We start from the raw sequence: 15552 nt of genomic DNA, 5'->3' as shown, positions 1-15552 counted from the left end.
ATGGCCAAGTCACCCCTCACCACCGCATTCGCCAGCGCGATCGTCGGCTCCGATCCGCGCCGCGACACTGGCGCTATGGATGCGGCCCGCACCGCGATCATCGACTTTCTCGCCTGCACGATTGCAGGCGCGGCCGACCGCACGACCGGCGTTCTTGCCAATGCCGTCGGCGCAGGCCTGCCGGGTGACGCGATCCTTGTCGGAAGCGACAGGAAGACCGATCCGCTGGTGGCCGCCATCGTCAATGCTTATGCCGGCCACGTGCTTGACTACGACGACGTTCATGCCAGCGTGCGCGGGCATCCCACTACCGTGATCATTCCAGCGCTGCTGTCGCTTGCCGCCGAGCTTCGGTTTTCCGCCGAAGCGCTCGTTGCCTCCTACGTAGTGGGGCTGGAGGCCATGGCGCGGCTTGGCCTTTCGCTCGGCTCCAAGCACTACGAAAACGGCTTTCACGCAACGGCAACGCTTGGGCCGATCGGCATCGCTGCCGCCATCTGCCATTTGACCGAAGCCTCGGTGGAAGAAACAGCGGTCGCGCTTGGCATTGCCGCCACACAGTCATCAGGACTGCGATTGCAATTCGGCTACGACACGAAACCCTACCATGCCGGCATGGCAGCCCGATCCGGCCTGCTGGCGGCACGGCTTGCCGCAGCAGGGTTCAGCGGCGCGCCTGATCTTCTCGACAATTCCGTCGGCTTTTATTCGGCTTATGCATTCGGCGCCGAACGACCGGAACTTGTCACCGAGAACTGGGGCTCTCCGTGGCAGATCGTGACGCCGGGCCTCACGCTCAAGGCCTATCCCTGCTGCACCGCCAGCCACCCGGTCGCCTCGCTGGGGATCGACCTGCACAAAGAAGGCTTAATCGCCGAGCGGATCGAAAGCATCACCTTCACCTACCCGCCCGGAGCGGATGCCGCGCTGGTGGTGACGAAGCCTACCAACGGCATCGAAGCCCGGTTCAGCCCGGAATACGTGTTTTCCGCAGCCCTGATCGATGGCGCGCTGCGACTTGATCATTTCGACGATCGCCCCGTCGAAGACCGGATCATGGCGCTCGCCAGCCGCGCAAGCCGTAGGCACGATGACGCGGCACCCCGCATGTCGAGCGATCCGGCCACGCGCTTTGTCATTCTCGATGTTACGCTTGAAGACGGCAGTGCGATCCGCCGCCGTTTCGACGGCCTGCCCGGCGTGACCGATCCGAGCGAAAAGTTCCGTGACGCCACCGTGGACAATCCGGCCTTCGCCGACATTCCCGAGCTTGTCCGCAGCATGAGAAGCGAGGCCGACCTTACCCGGCTCCTTTCCCTGCTCAACCAGAACCCAGTCTAACGAAAGAATTTTCCAATGAGTGCCAAGAGACAAATCCATCTCGGCCTGTTTCTCCAGGGCGCCGGCCACCACGTTTCCGGATGGCGTCACCCGAAAGCCGAAGCCGGCAGTGAGAATTTCGATCTTCTGCGCCGCGTTACCCAGATGGCCGAACAGGCGAAATTCGACATGGTGTTTCTGGCCGATGGCCTGACGAGCGGCGTCGATGCGCATCCCTCCACAATCGCCCGGTTCGAACCTCTCACCCTGCTTGCAGCCCTTGCCCTGGTGACGGACAAGATCGGTCTCGCGGCCACCTCGTCCACCACCTACGGCGAGCCCTATCACACGGCGCGGGCGTTTTCCTCGATCGACCACCTGAGCCATGGCCGCGCCGCCTGGAACATCGTCACCACATCCTATGCCCGAACGGCCAACAACTTTTCCAAGTCGCATCCGGAACATGACGAGCGTTATGCCGTCGCCGAGGAATTCGTCGATGTGGTTCGCGGCCTGTGGGACAGCTGGGAAGACGATGCCTTTGTCAAAGACAAGGAGAACGGCGTCTATGCCGATCCCTCCAAGCTTCACATGCTCGATCACAAGGGCAAGTACTACTCCGTAAAAGGCCCGCTCAACATCCCGCGTTCGCCTCAGGGGCACCCGATCCTCATCCAGGCAGGCTCTTCCGGCCCCGGTCAGGATCTTGCAGCCCGCAGGGCAGATGTCGTCTTCACCGCCCAGCAGAGCCTTGCCGAGGCACAGGCTTTCTACAAGAGCCTGAAAGGCCGTGTCGAAAAGGCCGGCCGCGCAGGAGATGACGTGGCCGTCATGCCGGGTTTCCTGCCGGTGATCGGCCGCACATCGAAGGAAGCAGCCGAAAAGCTGGCCGAACTCGACCAGTGGACGGAGCTCAAAAGTGCCATGCCGCTGCTGGAAGAGCGCATCGGCCACAGCCTTGGAGACTACGATCCGGATGGTCCGCTGCCGGATCTGCCGATTTCCGACCAGCTGCGCAGCCGCGCCGAGCTGCTGACCGCGCTTGCCCGTCGCGAGAACCTGACGATCCGGCAGCTGGCGCTTCGCGTGGCCGCCGGCCGCGGCCACCACATCGTGCTCGGCACGCCCGAGGAGGTTGCCGACCGCATGCAGGAATGGTTCGACGGCCGCGCCGCCGACGGCTTCAACGTAATGCCGCCGTTCTTCCCGGAAGGACTGGAAGACTTCACAGAGCTCGTCGTGCCGATCCTGCAGGAACGCGGCCTGTTCCGCACAGAATACACCGGCTCGACACTCCGCGATCATCTCGGCCTGACACGTCCGCCGGTTTCTCGTCGATCGATGTAGTGACATCGCCGCCAAAAAAGGTCGCCACTTTGATTGTCCTTTGACCCACGGCGGCTCCACCCATATCCCATACATCCGAGAACGTTTTGGAGGGATGACGATTATGGTCAACTGACAAGGAGGAATTTATGTTGACCAGTGAAATAAACCAATTCGTGAAGGTCGCCAGAAGCGAGATGGTACGTCGTGCTACGCAAGCACTTCAGCACATTCGCGCGCCGGAAACAGACGAGCGTTTTCAAAGCTTGTTGAACCGGCTTCTCAGGGCAGAAAAGAGCCGCTGATGATCGACATTGGACTCATCGTCGGCGCTAGATTTCTCGGAATCGAAACCTGATCCACGATCACTCGAACAGCCGTTGCGTGAATCTTCCTGGCTGTTAGTCCATCCTATTGACGACATCTGGTCCTACCTGCAGCTCGCATCGCCGGCCGGTAACACAGAGCGCCAATCTCGCAACGCCTGTCCATTGATCCCAGGATCGGATGACCGCTACGCAGCAGGAAGGCGAAGCCCTCCTTGAACAGCGGCGCACGGTGAAAGCTTGTCGCAGCATGTCGCCCTGCGGCCCCTGCAGCACGCGAAACAGGATTTCCCGCTCGATCATCGGCGCCAGCATCGCCACCTCTTTCGGACGGTCGATCAGGCGCATCATGCGAAGGCAGGCATCGATCAGATCCGGCGTGGCGGTCGAGACAGAGAAGCGCGGCGGATGCGGTGCGGCATTGTCATCTTCTTGCTCGGCAAGCATGCCGGCGATCACGACAGGATCGAGCGTCAGGCTGAGCGCGAGGTAACAAGCATCCGGCTTGTCGTAGCCGATCTGGCCGATGGCGGGCACATCGACAGGCACGACGAAATAAGTCGCCGGTTCGAACTGCAGGATCTGGTCGCCGATCGAAAGTATCTTCGTGCCCTGGAGCACGAGGTGGATCATCGGTTCATAGACCTGATCCGAGCAGGCCTCTCCCCGCACCATCCGGAGCCGGGGAATTGCTGTGGACGTCCAGGTGTTTTCGGCGCGCATCACGATGGCGCGCAGTTCGTCCATGGGCTGATTCATTATGCAGCATGACACCGAGCGGGATCCCGGCGCAAGCCATTGACAAGAATAGGCAAGGAAACGCCAGCAATCGGCACGCGGTCGGAGCGCCGACACCTTAAGTTTGGATGAGCGTTGAGGCCAATCGGTCTTAAGCATCCAAACGAGGTTATTGTTATGAAGCTCAACGGAAAAATCGCCGTCGTGACCGGCGCATCAAGCGGCATCGGTGCAGGCATCGCCAAGGCCATGGCTGCCGAGGGTGCCACCGTCATCGTCAACTACAATTCCAGCAAGTCGGGCGCGGACACAGTCGTCGCTTCGATCAAGGCCGCAGGCGGCAAGGCCGTGGCGATCCAGGCGGACATGAGCAAGGGAGCTGACGTCATCCGCATGTTCGACCAGGTGAAGGCCGACTACGGCAAGGTCGATGTGCTCGTCAACAATGCCGGGGTCGCCGTGTTCGAGATGGCGACCGACGTCACCGAGGACGCGTTCCACAAACAGTTCAACTTGAACGTTCTCGGCTACTTCCTGGCGATCCGCGAGGCATCGAAGCATTTCGGCGAAACGGCGAGTATCATCAACATCAGCTCGATCCTCAGCACCGACCCCTACCTCGCCTCGAGCGTCTATGCGGCCACCAAGGGCGCCGTCGACACGATGACATTCGCGCTTGCCCGTGAACTCGGCCCCCGCGGCATCCGGGTCAACTCGATCCTGCCCGGCCACACCAATACGCCTGCCACCGATGGCAATTTTGCGGGAGAGCTCGGCGAGAAGCTGATTGCCGGCACGCCGCTTGGCCGCTTCGGCGAGCCCGAGGATATCGCGCCGGTCGCGGTTTTCCTCGCTTCGGATGACGCGCACTGGGTCACCGGCGAATCCCTGCGTGCCGCCGGCGGCGTTCGCGGCGTCGGGTACTAAGCCCGCACCAGGCACCGGTACGATCACTGCGCCCGGCAAAGACCGGGCGTAGTTTTTCCCCCTCTACCACTTCCCAATCATCAATCGGAGATGCCAGATGGCAAGCTCGATCTGTGAGAGCATCGCTCCCACAACGGGGCGGCGCGCGCTTGCCCTGTTCACCGTCCTAACCGCGCAGTTCATGCTCTCCATGGATCTGCTGATCGTCGTGGTCGCGCTGCCCCGCATCCAGGAGGATCTTGGTTTCAACCCGGCGAGCCTCACCTGGGTACTGAACGCCTTCGGCCTGGCATTCGGCGGCCTGCTCCTTTTGGGCGGCAGGCTGGGCGACATGATCGGGCAGGTTCGCGCCTTCCGCCTCGGTCTCGCTGTGTTTGTGCTGGCATCCTTTCTCGGTGGCCTTGCGCCGAGCCCTGCCATTCTTCTCGTCGCGCGCGTGTTGCAGGGGGTGGGTGCCGCTCTAGCCGGTCCGAGCGTTCTTGCTCTGGTCATGCTGACGGCACGCAACGAGACGGAGCAGGCGCGTGGCATGTCGCTGTTCATCGCTGTCTCGACCATTGGCGCGTCTGCGGGGATGATCCTCGGCGGAGCGCTGACCGAATTCCTGTCGTGGCGCTGGTCGCTGCTGATCAACGTGCCGGTCGGCATCCTGGCGATATCGGCCATCGGGCGGCTTGTCGCCGAGACTCATCCGAAGCAGGCGCGCCTCGACGTCCTCGGTGCCGTAACCGCAACCCTTGGCTCCGTCGCCCTGGTCTATGGGTTCATCAGTGCGGCCGAAAACGGCTGGGCATCCCTCAGCACCATCCCCTCGTTTGCGGCAGCACTGTTTCTGTTCATTGCCTTCGTCCGGACGGAACAGCGACACAGGGAACCTCTCCTCGACCTCAACCTCTTAGGTGACCGTTCGCGGCTAGGAGGGCTTGCGGTCATGGCCCTTGTTGTCGGCGTGCACTTTGCGGTGCTGTTCATGCTGGTTCAGTACTTTCAACGGGTCCTTGGCTATTCGCCGCTGGTCGCGGGCCTTGCCTACATGCCGCTGACAGCCACGGTGTTCGGGATCAGCCAGTTCGTCCCGCCGCTCATCGCCCGGTTCGGATCGCGCGTGCTGCTTACCACCGGAAGCATTCTGGTCGCGATCAGCCTGATCGGGCTTGCCCTGCTCACCGAAGGCGACGGCTACTTCCCGGCAATTCTTATCCCACTCTTGATCCATGCGGTCGGTATCGCACTGGTCTTTGCGCCGGGAACGGTGGCCATAGCCTGTGGAAGGGACGCGACTACCGACGCCGAGCCTCTACCGTGGATGGATTGAGGGGAACGCCACGGTGAGAGAACGTTACCGGGCGCCGGCTTACTATGCCATAGGCTAGATCTAGCCCCGGCACAAAGGTCTAGCGCGCACCCGAGAGTGCAGTCCGCTACGCTAGACCTCCGGCCGCCAGCCCGAATGAAATCCGATGGCGAGCGTAGGATAGCCGAAGCGCCGGCAAAGCCAATCGGCTTTTTCCTCACCAGTAACTCATGAAGACCGCAGCGACATAAAGCACTGCAGCGACGGCTGCGGCGATCGCGAAAAGCGTGGACAGGTTCCGCATCCGATTCTCCTGTCCATCGATCAAAGCACTGCACGGTGTCTCGTTCCAATTACGAGCGCTGCAAGCCTTAACGCTTCGTAAACATCCACAGCCGCTGGTTCAAAACGCGGCATTTTTAAAGAAACTCGACCTGAACCCGACAATGCACGCTCCAAATGCCGTCAGACCTTACGAACGCCATAGACGCGAAAGTTCTGTTAGAAGACACGACGTATCTCGATCTTCAAGCCGATAGCGCTGCGGGCGAGGTTCGACAGGCGATCCACATCCAGGCGTTTGGCGACAATCTCGTAATAGGTTGAAGGGGCGATCGACGGAAGTCTGCAGATCGCTTCTATCCCGAACACACCACGGTGTTCGTCGATAATTGAGATCATCAATTGAAGGGGCGGTCGAGCTCCTCACCCGACAGGGGATTGTTTGCATTCTTCGAAAGGGGCCATGGCGAAATAGGCCGGAGCTTTGCGCCTCGTTGGCTTGACGAAGCTCGCGGGTCGCCCGCTCAAGAGGCTTTATCATCTTAGCGACATCGCTCGGCAGGCCTGCTCGTTTACCACTATCGACCTCGATCTTCTTGACCCAATCGTGCAGGGTGACTGACAACAGCTAATCTTGGCAGCGATTGCTGAACCGGCAGCCCGGCGTGATGGAGCTCGGCCTCGTGGTCCAGCACCATAAGTATGGCACGGCTGTGTAGGCTCCCAGCGGCGAGGGACGTCCGCTCACGTCTGAGAGGCATTAAGATACGCCCGGCTTTTCCACGTTCGCGCAACTCATCCTTTACGCCTTTACCGCTAATCGTAGAGTATCGGCCGCATGAATGGGATCGCAACATATTGCAGCTTTTGAGAAATAGCGCACTGCTGGCAGTCCTGGCTGGTTGCCTGATCTTCCTACCGCCGTTTAATGGGTACCTGAGCCAAGGCGTCCAATCAGTCTTTGACTATTTTGACACGAGGCCCAAGCAGACTGTGCTGTTTATCGGGAACAGCCGTACATTCTATAATGATATGCCTCACATGGTCCGGAAAATTGCTGATTCCGCAGGCTATTCAAAGAAACTGCACATTGAGATGGATGCCGAACCCGGCGTCAGCCTTGGCTTCCACATAAAAAGCGAGCAAACCCAGCGGCTACTGTCGCAGCACTGGGATCATGTGGTTCTTCAGGTGCTGAGCAGCGATCAATACAGTTCGAAACGATCCGCCTCAGCCTGGGTTGACGCACAGAACCTGATCAGGGAGGTCCAGGCGAAGGGATTTCTGCCCGTGATGTTCGTGACATGGCGCTACACTGACCAGTGCACCGATAATGCCGGCATGCCAACATCAGCCAGCGATCTTTCGCCCTTGGGCTTTGTTGACATGCATTTCAATATCCAGCAGCAACATGCACGTCTCGCAAAGCTGACAGGAGTGGACCTAGTCAACGTTGGCAGGCTCTGGGAAGAGCTGCAAAGCCAGCCGGAGCATGTCAATCTCTACCACGACTGCAACCATCCTTCGATCTACGGCAGCTACCTCGCGGCACTGATGTTCTACGGCTATTTTTCCGGAGCCGAGATAGCAAACGTGACGTTCAGGCCCGAGGGAATTTCTTCTGAGGAGGCCGAAGCGTTGAGAAAGACGGTGTCCAGGTATCTGGCAAAGGGTACGGAGGACTGACCGGTCCTTGCAGTTGGATAGGTTGCGTCAACGAATATTTAACGTTCCATAAGTTGTATATTGTGCTGGGGGAGCGAATATATGACAACTGTTCAAACGGACGAAAGACGCCACGACCTTGATGCCCTGCGCGTCTTTTGCTTCGGGACGCTCATCATCTACCATTCGAGCCTCGTTTACGGAGCGAAGAGCTGGTGGATACACTCCTCGGATACCAGCACTCTGATCGATCTGATTGCGCTAGGGTCTCATCCGTGGCGAATGAGCCTGTTATTTTTCATCTCCGGTCTTGTGACGGCATCTCTTCTTAAAAAGAGATCTGTTGCCGAGATCCGTCGCGCCCGCACGACACAGCTGCTTTTACCATTTGTGCTAGGCGTTCTCCTGGTTGTCCCGCCACAAATCTATGTGTCGCCTTACAATCCCAGGCCTGGTCTCTCCTATTGGGAATTTTGGACATCCTACTTTATATCAAACCTCCGGCTGGAGCATATGTGGTTCCTAGCCTATCTCTGGGTCTATATTTTCGTCTGGTCTATCGCCCATCCCGTGATTATGCGGCGCTGGCCCGGCCTGTCGGCGACGCTGGCCGCGCACCTTCGAGGAAAGGGACTGTTCCTAGCCCCTATCGCATTTCTTTCAGTCCTGAGAGTGAGCCTCTATCCGACCTTCCAGGAGACGCTTGTCATCACCACTGATTTCTATTCGCATGCGGTGTATTGCTCTATGTTTATGGCAGGCTCATTGCTCGTCAACGAGCGCAGCTTTTGGCGTGAGGTTGACGGTCAACGATGGATCAGCCTTTGCACCGCTGCAATGTCGCTTTCCGCGCTGGCGGCTCTCTTCGTGTTGATACCTCGTGAGGAGATGTCAGAAGCTCTCATCGGTCTAGCTCGAATTATCCGGTCAACCTTCCAGTGGAGCGCTATCCTCACGCTCCTCGCCTTTGCAGGCCGACTTGCCAGCTGCCCGAACAGGATCATCAAGCATTTGAACGGGTCGATCATGACCTATTATATCGTACATCAGACGGTGATCGTCCTCGCTGCCTATCACTTCGCACAGGCAGGCCTACTCGACATTTATTCATTTATTCCAATCATCCTCATCACAGCATTTATCTGCGTGCTTGTTGCAGAGATGATGTCATTGGTTGCTGCCTATCTTACGCCGATCGTTCGCGGTATCGCTCGGGGTGAAAGAGAGCTGCAGAAGCCGCCATCAGAGGCAGTCTAACGACCTCCTGCGATTTTAGCATGATGAATAATTGAGACTTGAAACGCGGAACGCAGCCTATAGCTGCGGCTTCAGGTGTCGGCCTGCCTTTTAGATAACATCTTCGTTGCGGTGAGAGTGAGATGGAGAGAGCCTATGGCCACAAAAAGCGTCGATGAATCGAAAAAAAGTCTCCACAAGACTTCGACGTTTTGTTGTCCGAGGAGCGCCCTGCTCTATGGAACCCCTGGATGTGATCTCATCACCGGGGCCAAAATCTAGTTCTCCATCCGCAATAACACGCGAAGCCTGATGAGGCACTGGCGACTCCAGTCTGTTGCACCGTGATAATACCAGCGACCTTACACGAGGACATAAGCCGCAAGTAGCACTGTCCCTACGCACCGCATGAGTTTCGCGATAAATACGAGGACAAGAAAAGGCACCAGTGGTTCTTTCATCACACCGGCAAGGACTGTCAGTCCGTCACCTGCGATTGGAACCCACGCTAGAAGAAGAGACCATTTGCCATATTTTCCGTACCAACCAGAGGCACGGTTAAGCTGCCTTTCGTGGAGAGGAAACCATCTCCTATTCCGGAACGTCTCTATACCCCGTCCAATGAGCCAGTTCAGCACACCGCCGGCTGTATTGCCGAGCGACGCGGTCAGGATGAGCCCAACCGTAGAAAACCTCTCAGTGAAAATGAGTCCGACGAGAGCGACCTCTGAATGAAGAGGGACAAGAGAGGCTGAGACCATCGACGTGACAAACAATCCGACATAGGTGACGATCTCTAGCATCAGGTCTCTGTATCACGGCAACGTATCTTCGTATCTGCATATCACTACGCGAGCGCATGTGGGTGACTGATCGAAATGATCCACAAGAGCCCTCGGATTTTCCACCTTAACGCGCTGCCAACATTGAGCATGACGTCGGCAGCTGCTTACTGCCAGGAGCACAAATCGTGGGCGCATCTCAAGCGGCATCTTGGTGGTTGTACGAAACCCAAAAAACCGTGTCATCTTTGCGCCTAGCGTTGCTGTTCCGAACGAGTAGTCGCACCTAACGTTGACAACTCGCTCGATCTCCTTTCAATCAAGAATTGGTCACATGTGACAACCTTAGGCAGGTTTTCACTTGTGAAGGAGGGGCAGCACAGATGAAATTAGTTATACAGATTCCGTGTCTTAATGAAGAACACTCGCTTCCGACAGCGCTTGCTAATTTACCGCGCGTCGTTCCGGGGTTCGATAAGGTCGAATGGTTGGTGATCAATGATGGCAGCACTGATGCTACTGTCGAAGTCGCGCGAACGAGCGGCGTTGATCACATTGTTGATTTTAAGACGAATAGGGGTTTGGCGCGCGCGTTTCGAGCTGGCATCGAGCGCGCGCTCATCGAAGGTGCCGACGTTATCGTCAACACGGACGCCGACAATCAATATAACGCCGCCGATATTCCTGAACTGGTTCGACCGATCATTGAAGGACGCGCTGACTTTGTTGTAGGCAGCCGCCCTATCGCCAGCATCGAGCACTTTTCGCCTGTCAAGAAGCTGTTGCAGCATCTCGGCAGTTGGGTGGTGCGCTTTACGTCGGGTGCTGACGTAGCGGACGCGCCGAGCGGCTTCAGAGCTTTCTCACGCGAAGCTTCGATGCGGCTTAATGTGTTCGATTCCTACACATATACCCTCGAATCCATCATCCAAGCCGGTCGGTCCGGGGCGCGAATAACCTCTGTCCCGATCCGCGTGAACGGCGAAACACGGCCATCGCGGCTCGTCCGCAGCATTCCACGCTACGTTTTGAGATCGAGCCTGTCTATTGCCCGCTCGATGTTGGTCTACCGACCGGGCCTGTCCTTCTTCCTCCTGGGTCTTCTACCTTTTATCGCCGGGACCTTTTTGAGCGTCAGGTGGCTCGCCTTCTATCTTGACGGGTCCACACGCTCCCACGTACCAAGCCTCGTATTTGCAGCAGTTGCTTTGATTGCCGCTTTCCTCTGCTGGCTTTGCGCGATCATTGGCGAGCTGAATGGGATCAATCGCAAGCTCAGCGAAGACGTTCAGTTCCAGTTGCGCTGTATTCGCTTCGGAGTAGGCTTCAGTGAACAGAGTGACAAGCATGCATCCTAAGGGTTTCGCGGAGTCGATCGGTGCGTTGGTCCTACCGGAAATTCCCAAAATCTTAACGCTGCTCGACCGAACTGCCGTTAGCCCGACCTACGGCTGTTTCGATCGGACGTACTGGCACTACCGAATGATCGATTTCCCATGCGGAATGTCGCAGGAGTTTGTACTGCCGCTTGCGCTCGTTTGGTCAATGCAGCAGCTACCGGAAAATCCCTATTACGCTAGCGCCGAAATCAGGGAATTAATCGTCGCCGGCATGCGTTTTGCGGCGCGGTCATCGCACCCGGATGGCTCTTGCGACGACTACTACCCTTTTGAGCGTGCCGCCGGTGCAGCGGCATTTTCTCTGTTCGCCATTCTTCGCAGTGCCGAGATCCTTGAGCTCCCACCTGAGCCTGAGCTCGACAATTTCATGATGCGTCGGGCCCGCTGGCTGGCCGAGCATGTCGAAAGCGGTAGGCTGTCCAATCATGAAGCCCTGATCGTCGCCTGCCTGGAGAGTGCCGAACGGCGGTTTCCCGGACAAGGCTTTGACGCGTTCATGCACCAGCGCCTGAAGCGTCTTCTTTCTTGGCAAGATACCGAGGGCTGGTTCGACGAGTATGGCGGCGCCGACCTCGGCTACCTTTCGCTAACGATCGGCCTGCTTGCTGACCTTGATCGCCGACGCCCGGATCTGGCGTTGCGTCAGCCGCTCGCCGCAGCAATCAACTTCCTGGCTCACTTTGTCCACCCGGACGGCACGGTAGGCGGCGAGTACTCCAGCCGCTCGACCCTGAATTTCTTTCCGTTCGGATTTGAAATTGCTGCACCCTGGAGCCCAATGGCGCAGGCTATCAGCCAGCAAGTGAAACGCCCATTGATAGAACAAAGGACGCCCTGTTACTCTGACGACAGGATCATCGGACATCATTTGTGGGCTTGGCTTCTTACACTTCAAAACGACTGTTTGGACCGATGCGAAGCTGCACCATTGCCATCCGGGGAAAAGTGGTTTCCGGCTTGTCAGTTGTTCGTCGATCGTCAGGGCGAGAACATGATGGTTGCAGCCCTCGGGCGTGGCGGGGTCTACAAGTATTTCTCAGGCGGTCAGCTTGCCGTCAGCGATACCGGTGTTACCCTTCGCCGCAAGTCCGATGGCAAAACGGCGGTGACACATCTTGGCGGAGCTGCGGCTATTGTTGCTGAAGGGCCGGTCGTTACAAGCGGACCGATGACCTTTGCCAAGAGCGCGCTACTCACCCCCTTCAAAAACGTCATCCTTCGTCTTCTCATGTTAAGTCTTGGACGTTTCTTCCCTGATCTTGTTCGTCGGTCGCTGCAGAAGCTCTTGGTCACGGGCAAGAATGAAGCGCCCTTTCGCTTCGAGAGGCGCTTCGAAAGATCAAAGAGCGGTTGGACAGTCCATGACACGATCGCAAGCGACGCGGGATGGAGCGACGTGGAACTCGTCGGAATCTCCGGTCACCAGACGTCGATCACTACCATCATGGCGCGAGTCTATCAAAAGGATCAGCTAGCGCCATTCATTTCACTGAACGACGCGCTCGCAGGTCTTGGACCCAATAATCCACTAACATTCGAGCGCCGTATGGATGCGAAATGAAAAAGTTGGTGGGACTGATCGTCAGCGCTGGCATTCTTGCGCTGCTTTACACATTTATCGATATCCGCAGTATATGGGCGGCCGCACAGCAAACCCGCCCTGCTTGGCTAATCGCTGGTCTGGCTTTTACTGGACTGCTGACACTTCTCACTTCTTGGCGCTTTACGATCATCGTCAGCGGAACACACCTGGGCTTTTTGGAAGCGAACAGGCTAATTTTGGCGGCCAGCACTCTCAATATGATTTTGCCCTCGAAGCTCGGCGATCTTGCAAAAGCGCACGTCTTGTCACGCCGTCATGGCATGAAAGCGAGCCTTTCGCTTGCGATAGTCGTTCTCGAGAAGGCCGTCGACATGATGTCTCTGCTGTTTTGGGGCATCTTCGGCATCATCTTCGTAGGAGCAACGCAGCCGGCGATGCTCTGGCTGTTGTTGCCAGTTTCGAGCGCCGCACTAGCGATCGCTGTGTTGATCGCACCTTGGCCCGTTTTGCCGTTTGTGTTGCGCTCACTCGGTGGCGTTCTACCTACAAGGTTCACACTTGCCTTGGAGGCTTTTGCGGCAAGTTGGCAAGAAATGTTGCACTGGTTCTGGCTCGGTAAGATCAGAGCGTCTCGTGTGTTGTTGCTTTCTCTTGTCATCTGGGGCGCCCATCTTTTTCAATTCTGGCTATTTTGCCAAGCAGTGGATGCACACGTTCCCCTACTCGCAAATGCCGCATTCGCCACACTGTCTATCTTGGTTGGGCTGCTACCATTAACCTTCGCTGGCGTGGGCACGCGAGATACAGCAATCGTATTCTTCTATGCGCCTTACCTCGTACCGCAGCAGGCCGCCCTCCTCGGTGTTCTTGCAACGCTGCGCTATGTCATCCCAGCGATCGCTGGTGCCCCGTTCATTGCTGATTTTGCAGGATTGACGGATCGCAATATGAAAGCCGCCCTTGTCAGGGAAGATCGGTGATGGATGACGAAGCGCGCCAAACGACTGGGACTGGCGTTTGGTCAGCGATCGTTGTCTTTGTTCGCGACCGGGTATCGGGGGCAAGCAATGAGCGCTTGTGGCGTACACTTGCAATCAGTCTCGGACTTATCTCCGCTTGTTCGTTCGCAATCAAGGTCTACGCCTTTCCGACCGATGCGATCAGTGATGACGCAAGGATGTTTCTCTCGTGGATGGGACAGTGGGAGAACGACGGACGACTGCGAGGCGATTTCGTTGCTGATTACTGGAGGGCTGTCAGCCCGTGGGCTTATTCTGCGATGTTTCGAGCCGCATGGGCTTTGGGGATCTCGCCAGTCGCCTTCGCCAAGTTATTTCCCACGCTGATTTTCGTCCCTGTTGCCTTCTACACATTCCGCTTTATCCGGGCTGTTGGTGGTCAACCCATTGTTGGGTTTCTGGTGACGGCGGCCGTCCTCCACTATCTGGCGCGAGCCAACCTTATCGTCACCAGCACGCCGCGCGCCCTGTGGCCTGTGTTACTTCTGATGATGCTTGATGGTCTGGCTCGCAAGCGGATCTGGCAAACGGCGATCGCGCAGCTTCTCCTGACTGGAGCATACCCGCAGATGGCGATCACCACTGCGACACTGGTCGGCCTAACGCTTCTTTCATTTGCGCCTCTTCCTCGCCTGAAGCTCGATCGGCTCACGTTACTGCTTGTCGCATCGAGCGCGCTGGCAACAATCTGCGGAATAGCTCCATTCCTGCTGAGCAGCGGTTCCTACTCGCCTAGCTTTACGCTGGCGGAAGCGATGCAGATCCCGACTTTTGGCCCTAGTGGCAGGGGTGCGATCTTTCCTGCAGAAATGGACTATAACCTTCTCTGCGGATCAAGGCTAAGCTTCATTGTCGACTGCGAGGGCGGTGCAATCCTGCGACCGAGCCTCGAAATACTAGCAGCGTTCGGCGGATCGATGATCCTGTTTTATAGAACATTGCGGCCATCGGGGGAGCGACTGCTTTCGTCGCAACTTCCTCTTCTACTGGCACTGGCTTCGCTCGTTTGGTTTTTCATAGCAGGCATCGTGCTGTTTCGCCTTCACCTACCCAACCGCTACACCGCCGCAATGGAACTGCTGATTTACATAACCGCTCTACCACTCTTGCTTGAATGGCTGTTCCGCATGCCGTTCTTCCAAATCGAAAAGCAAAGCAAGAGTAGGCAGACTATTCTATCCGGATCCGCGATGGCGTTGCTCGTCGTATGCGCAGTAGGCGCGGCCGATGTAAGAGTGGGGCTGAAGAAACCTAATCAGGAGTTTATCGCCGCTCTTCGCGCTCTGCCGGACGAGGCTGTAATCGGTGGGTTCGTGGAGGAGCTTGATTTTTCGCCCGTACTGACGAACCGCTCCACGCTTTTCAGCCGAGAGCTATCGATAGCTTACCAAAAAGGGTACTTCCTACCGATACTAGCAAGGATGGAAGCGGTTAAAGACATTGTCCTCGCGACGGAACATGCCGTGTTAGTCGATCGGATTATCCAGCTTCAGATGACACACATGGTTGTTCGTCAGGCGGACATGGCCGCGGTTCGTATCCCAGAAGGATTCCGCGGCTTCTTTGCAGAAGATCAACTTATAAAGCAAGAGGAGACAGCGGAGGCTGCTGGTGCGATCCTACCTAGACTGGTGGCAAACTGTAGGGCTGGTATCTATGGCGGAATTGCCCTCGTTCCTACCGCATGCCTGCTC

Annotated in this window: 13 protein-coding genes, 1 pseudogene and 1 other annotated feature; of the genes and pseudogenes, 11 read left to right on the top strand and 3 right to left on the bottom strand. The window is 57.4% G+C overall.

The annotated features are described in order from the left end of the window. The 3 genes from AC0JZ8_RS00070 (at position 1) to AC0JZ8_RS00060 (ending at position 2951) form a co-directional block, all read left to right on the top strand. Positions 1 to 1341: an MmgE/PrpD family protein gene (locus tag AC0JZ8_RS00070; protein WP_471891262.1), complete on the top strand. Its 1341-nt coding sequence runs from the start codon at positions 1 to 3 to the stop codon at positions 1339 to 1341. Between the two features lie 15 nt (positions 1342 to 1356). Next, positions 1357 to 2667, top strand: a complete 1311-nt coding sequence (locus tag AC0JZ8_RS00065) for an LLM class flavin-dependent oxidoreductase (protein ID WP_471891261.1) — start codon at positions 1357 to 1359, stop codon at positions 2665 to 2667. A gap of 128 nt (positions 2668 to 2795) precedes the next feature. Continuing rightward, positions 2796 to 2951, top strand: coding sequence for a hypothetical protein (locus AC0JZ8_RS00060; protein ID WP_471891260.1), 156 nt, complete (start codon positions 2796 to 2798; stop codon positions 2949 to 2951). Positions 2952 to 3047: 96 nt separating this feature from the next. On the opposite strand, the gene AC0JZ8_RS00055 is transcribed toward AC0JZ8_RS00060, so the two are convergent. Beyond that, on the bottom strand, positions 3048 to 3719 hold the full coding sequence (locus tag AC0JZ8_RS00055; protein WP_471891259.1) for an AraC family transcriptional regulator: 672 nt from the start codon (positions 3717 to 3719) through the stop codon (positions 3048 to 3050). A 168-nt stretch (positions 3720 to 3887) separates the two neighbouring features. Here AC0JZ8_RS00055 and AC0JZ8_RS00050 point away from each other — a divergent pair, with 168 nt between their 5' ends. Beyond that, the gene (locus AC0JZ8_RS00050; protein WP_471891258.1) at positions 3888 to 4637 is read left to right on the top strand and encodes an SDR family NAD(P)-dependent oxidoreductase; all 750 of its coding nucleotides are present in this window, start codon (positions 3888 to 3890) and stop codon (positions 4635 to 4637) included. Positions 4638 to 4734: 97 nt separating this feature from the next. Further along, positions 4735 to 5952 (top strand): MFS transporter, encoded by a 1218-nt coding sequence (locus AC0JZ8_RS00045; RefSeq protein ID WP_471891257.1) that lies wholly within the window; start codon positions 4735 to 4737, stop codon positions 5950 to 5952. 483 nt (positions 5953 to 6435) lie between these two features. Here the strand turns inward: AC0JZ8_RS00045 and AC0JZ8_RS00040 are convergent. Beyond that, a pseudogene (locus AC0JZ8_RS00040) lies at positions 6436 to 6974 on the bottom strand (transposase family protein); the annotation flags it as partial. Continuing rightward, positions 6538 to 6691 (bottom strand) — a sequence feature (AL1L pseudoknot). It overlaps the preceding pseudogene by 154 nt. A 97-nt stretch (positions 6975 to 7071) precedes the next feature. On the opposite strand from AC0JZ8_RS00040, the gene AC0JZ8_RS00035 reads away from it, so the two are divergent. Then, complete coding sequence (locus AC0JZ8_RS00035) at positions 7072 to 7899, top strand: hypothetical protein (RefSeq protein WP_471891256.1); 828 nt, start codon at positions 7072 to 7074, stop codon at positions 7897 to 7899. 81 nt (positions 7900 to 7980) lie between these two features. Continuing rightward, complete coding sequence (locus tag AC0JZ8_RS00030; RefSeq protein WP_471891255.1) at positions 7981 to 9135, top strand: acyltransferase family protein; 1155 nt, start codon at positions 7981 to 7983, stop codon at positions 9133 to 9135. 341 nt (positions 9136 to 9476) lie between these two features. Here AC0JZ8_RS00030 and AC0JZ8_RS00025 read toward each other — a convergent pair whose 3' ends face one another. After that, positions 9477 to 9917 carry a YqaA family protein gene (locus AC0JZ8_RS00025; protein ID WP_471891254.1) on the bottom strand — a complete coding sequence of 147 codons (441 nt, stop codon included), beginning with the start codon at positions 9915 to 9917 and terminating at the stop codon, positions 9477 to 9479. Between the two features lie 362 nt (positions 9918 to 10279). On the opposite strand from AC0JZ8_RS00025, the gene AC0JZ8_RS00020 reads away from it, so the two are divergent. From AC0JZ8_RS00020 to AC0JZ8_RS00005, 4 genes are all read left to right on the top strand, one after another. Then, positions 10280 to 11254, top strand: a complete 975-nt coding sequence (locus AC0JZ8_RS00020) for a glycosyltransferase family 2 protein (RefSeq protein WP_471891253.1) — start codon at positions 10280 to 10282, stop codon at positions 11252 to 11254. A gap of 124 nt (positions 11255 to 11378) precedes the next feature. Beyond that, complete coding sequence (locus AC0JZ8_RS00015) at positions 11379 to 12857, top strand: hypothetical protein (protein ID WP_471891252.1); 1479 nt, start codon at positions 11379 to 11381, stop codon at positions 12855 to 12857. After that, the gene (locus AC0JZ8_RS00010) at positions 12854 to 13819 is read left to right on the top strand and encodes a lysylphosphatidylglycerol synthase transmembrane domain-containing protein (protein WP_471891251.1); all 966 of its coding nucleotides are present in this window, start codon (positions 12854 to 12856) and stop codon (positions 13817 to 13819) included. Before AC0JZ8_RS00015 ends, AC0JZ8_RS00010 begins: the two co-directional genes overlap by 4 nt. Continuing rightward, positions 13819 to 15552: hypothetical protein (locus AC0JZ8_RS00005; protein ID WP_471891250.1), on the top strand; the 1734-nt coding region annotated here is incomplete at its 3' end. The genes AC0JZ8_RS00010 and AC0JZ8_RS00005, both read left to right, overlap by 1 nt.

Source organism: Velazquezella soli, from assembly GCF_977018685.1.
The sequence above is the reverse complement of the archived record's forward strand: the minus strand, read 5'-3'. Positions and strand labels throughout refer to the sequence as shown.

Bases quoted from the DNA above. Each gene is read 5' to 3' on its own strand.
- AC0JZ8_RS00025 (WP_471891254.1), bottom strand. From the start codon at position 9,917: ATGCTAGAGATCGTCACCTATGTCGGATTGTTTGTCACGTCGATGGTC.
- AC0JZ8_RS00050 (WP_471891258.1), top strand. From the start codon at position 3,888: ATGAAGCTCAACGGAAAAATCGCCGTCGTGACCGGCGCATCAAGCGGC.
- AC0JZ8_RS00070 (WP_471891262.1), top strand. From the start codon at position 1: ATGGCCAAGTCACCCCTCACCACCGCATTCGCCAGCGCGATCGTCGGC.
- AC0JZ8_RS00030 (WP_471891255.1), top strand. From the start codon at position 7,981: ATGACAACTGTTCAAACGGACGAAAGACGCCACGACCTTGATGCCCTG.
- AC0JZ8_RS00060 (WP_471891260.1), top strand. From the start codon at position 2,796: ATGTTGACCAGTGAAATAAACCAATTCGTGAAGGTCGCCAGAAGCGAG.
- AC0JZ8_RS00015 (WP_471891252.1), top strand. From the start codon at position 11,379: ATGATCGATTTCCCATGCGGAATGTCGCAGGAGTTTGTACTGCCGCTT.
- AC0JZ8_RS00020 (WP_471891253.1), top strand. From the start codon at position 10,280: ATGAAATTAGTTATACAGATTCCGTGTCTTAATGAAGAACACTCGCTT.
- AC0JZ8_RS00055 (WP_471891259.1), bottom strand. From the start codon at position 3,719: ATGGACGAACTGCGCGCCATCGTGATGCGCGCCGAAAACACCTGGACG.
- AC0JZ8_RS00010 (WP_471891251.1), top strand. From the start codon at position 12,854: ATGAAAAAGTTGGTGGGACTGATCGTCAGCGCTGGCATTCTTGCGCTG.
- AC0JZ8_RS00045 (WP_471891257.1), top strand. From the start codon at position 4,735: ATGGCAAGCTCGATCTGTGAGAGCATCGCTCCCACAACGGGGCGGCGC.
- AC0JZ8_RS00065 (WP_471891261.1), top strand. From the start codon at position 1,357: ATGAGTGCCAAGAGACAAATCCATCTCGGCCTGTTTCTCCAGGGCGCC.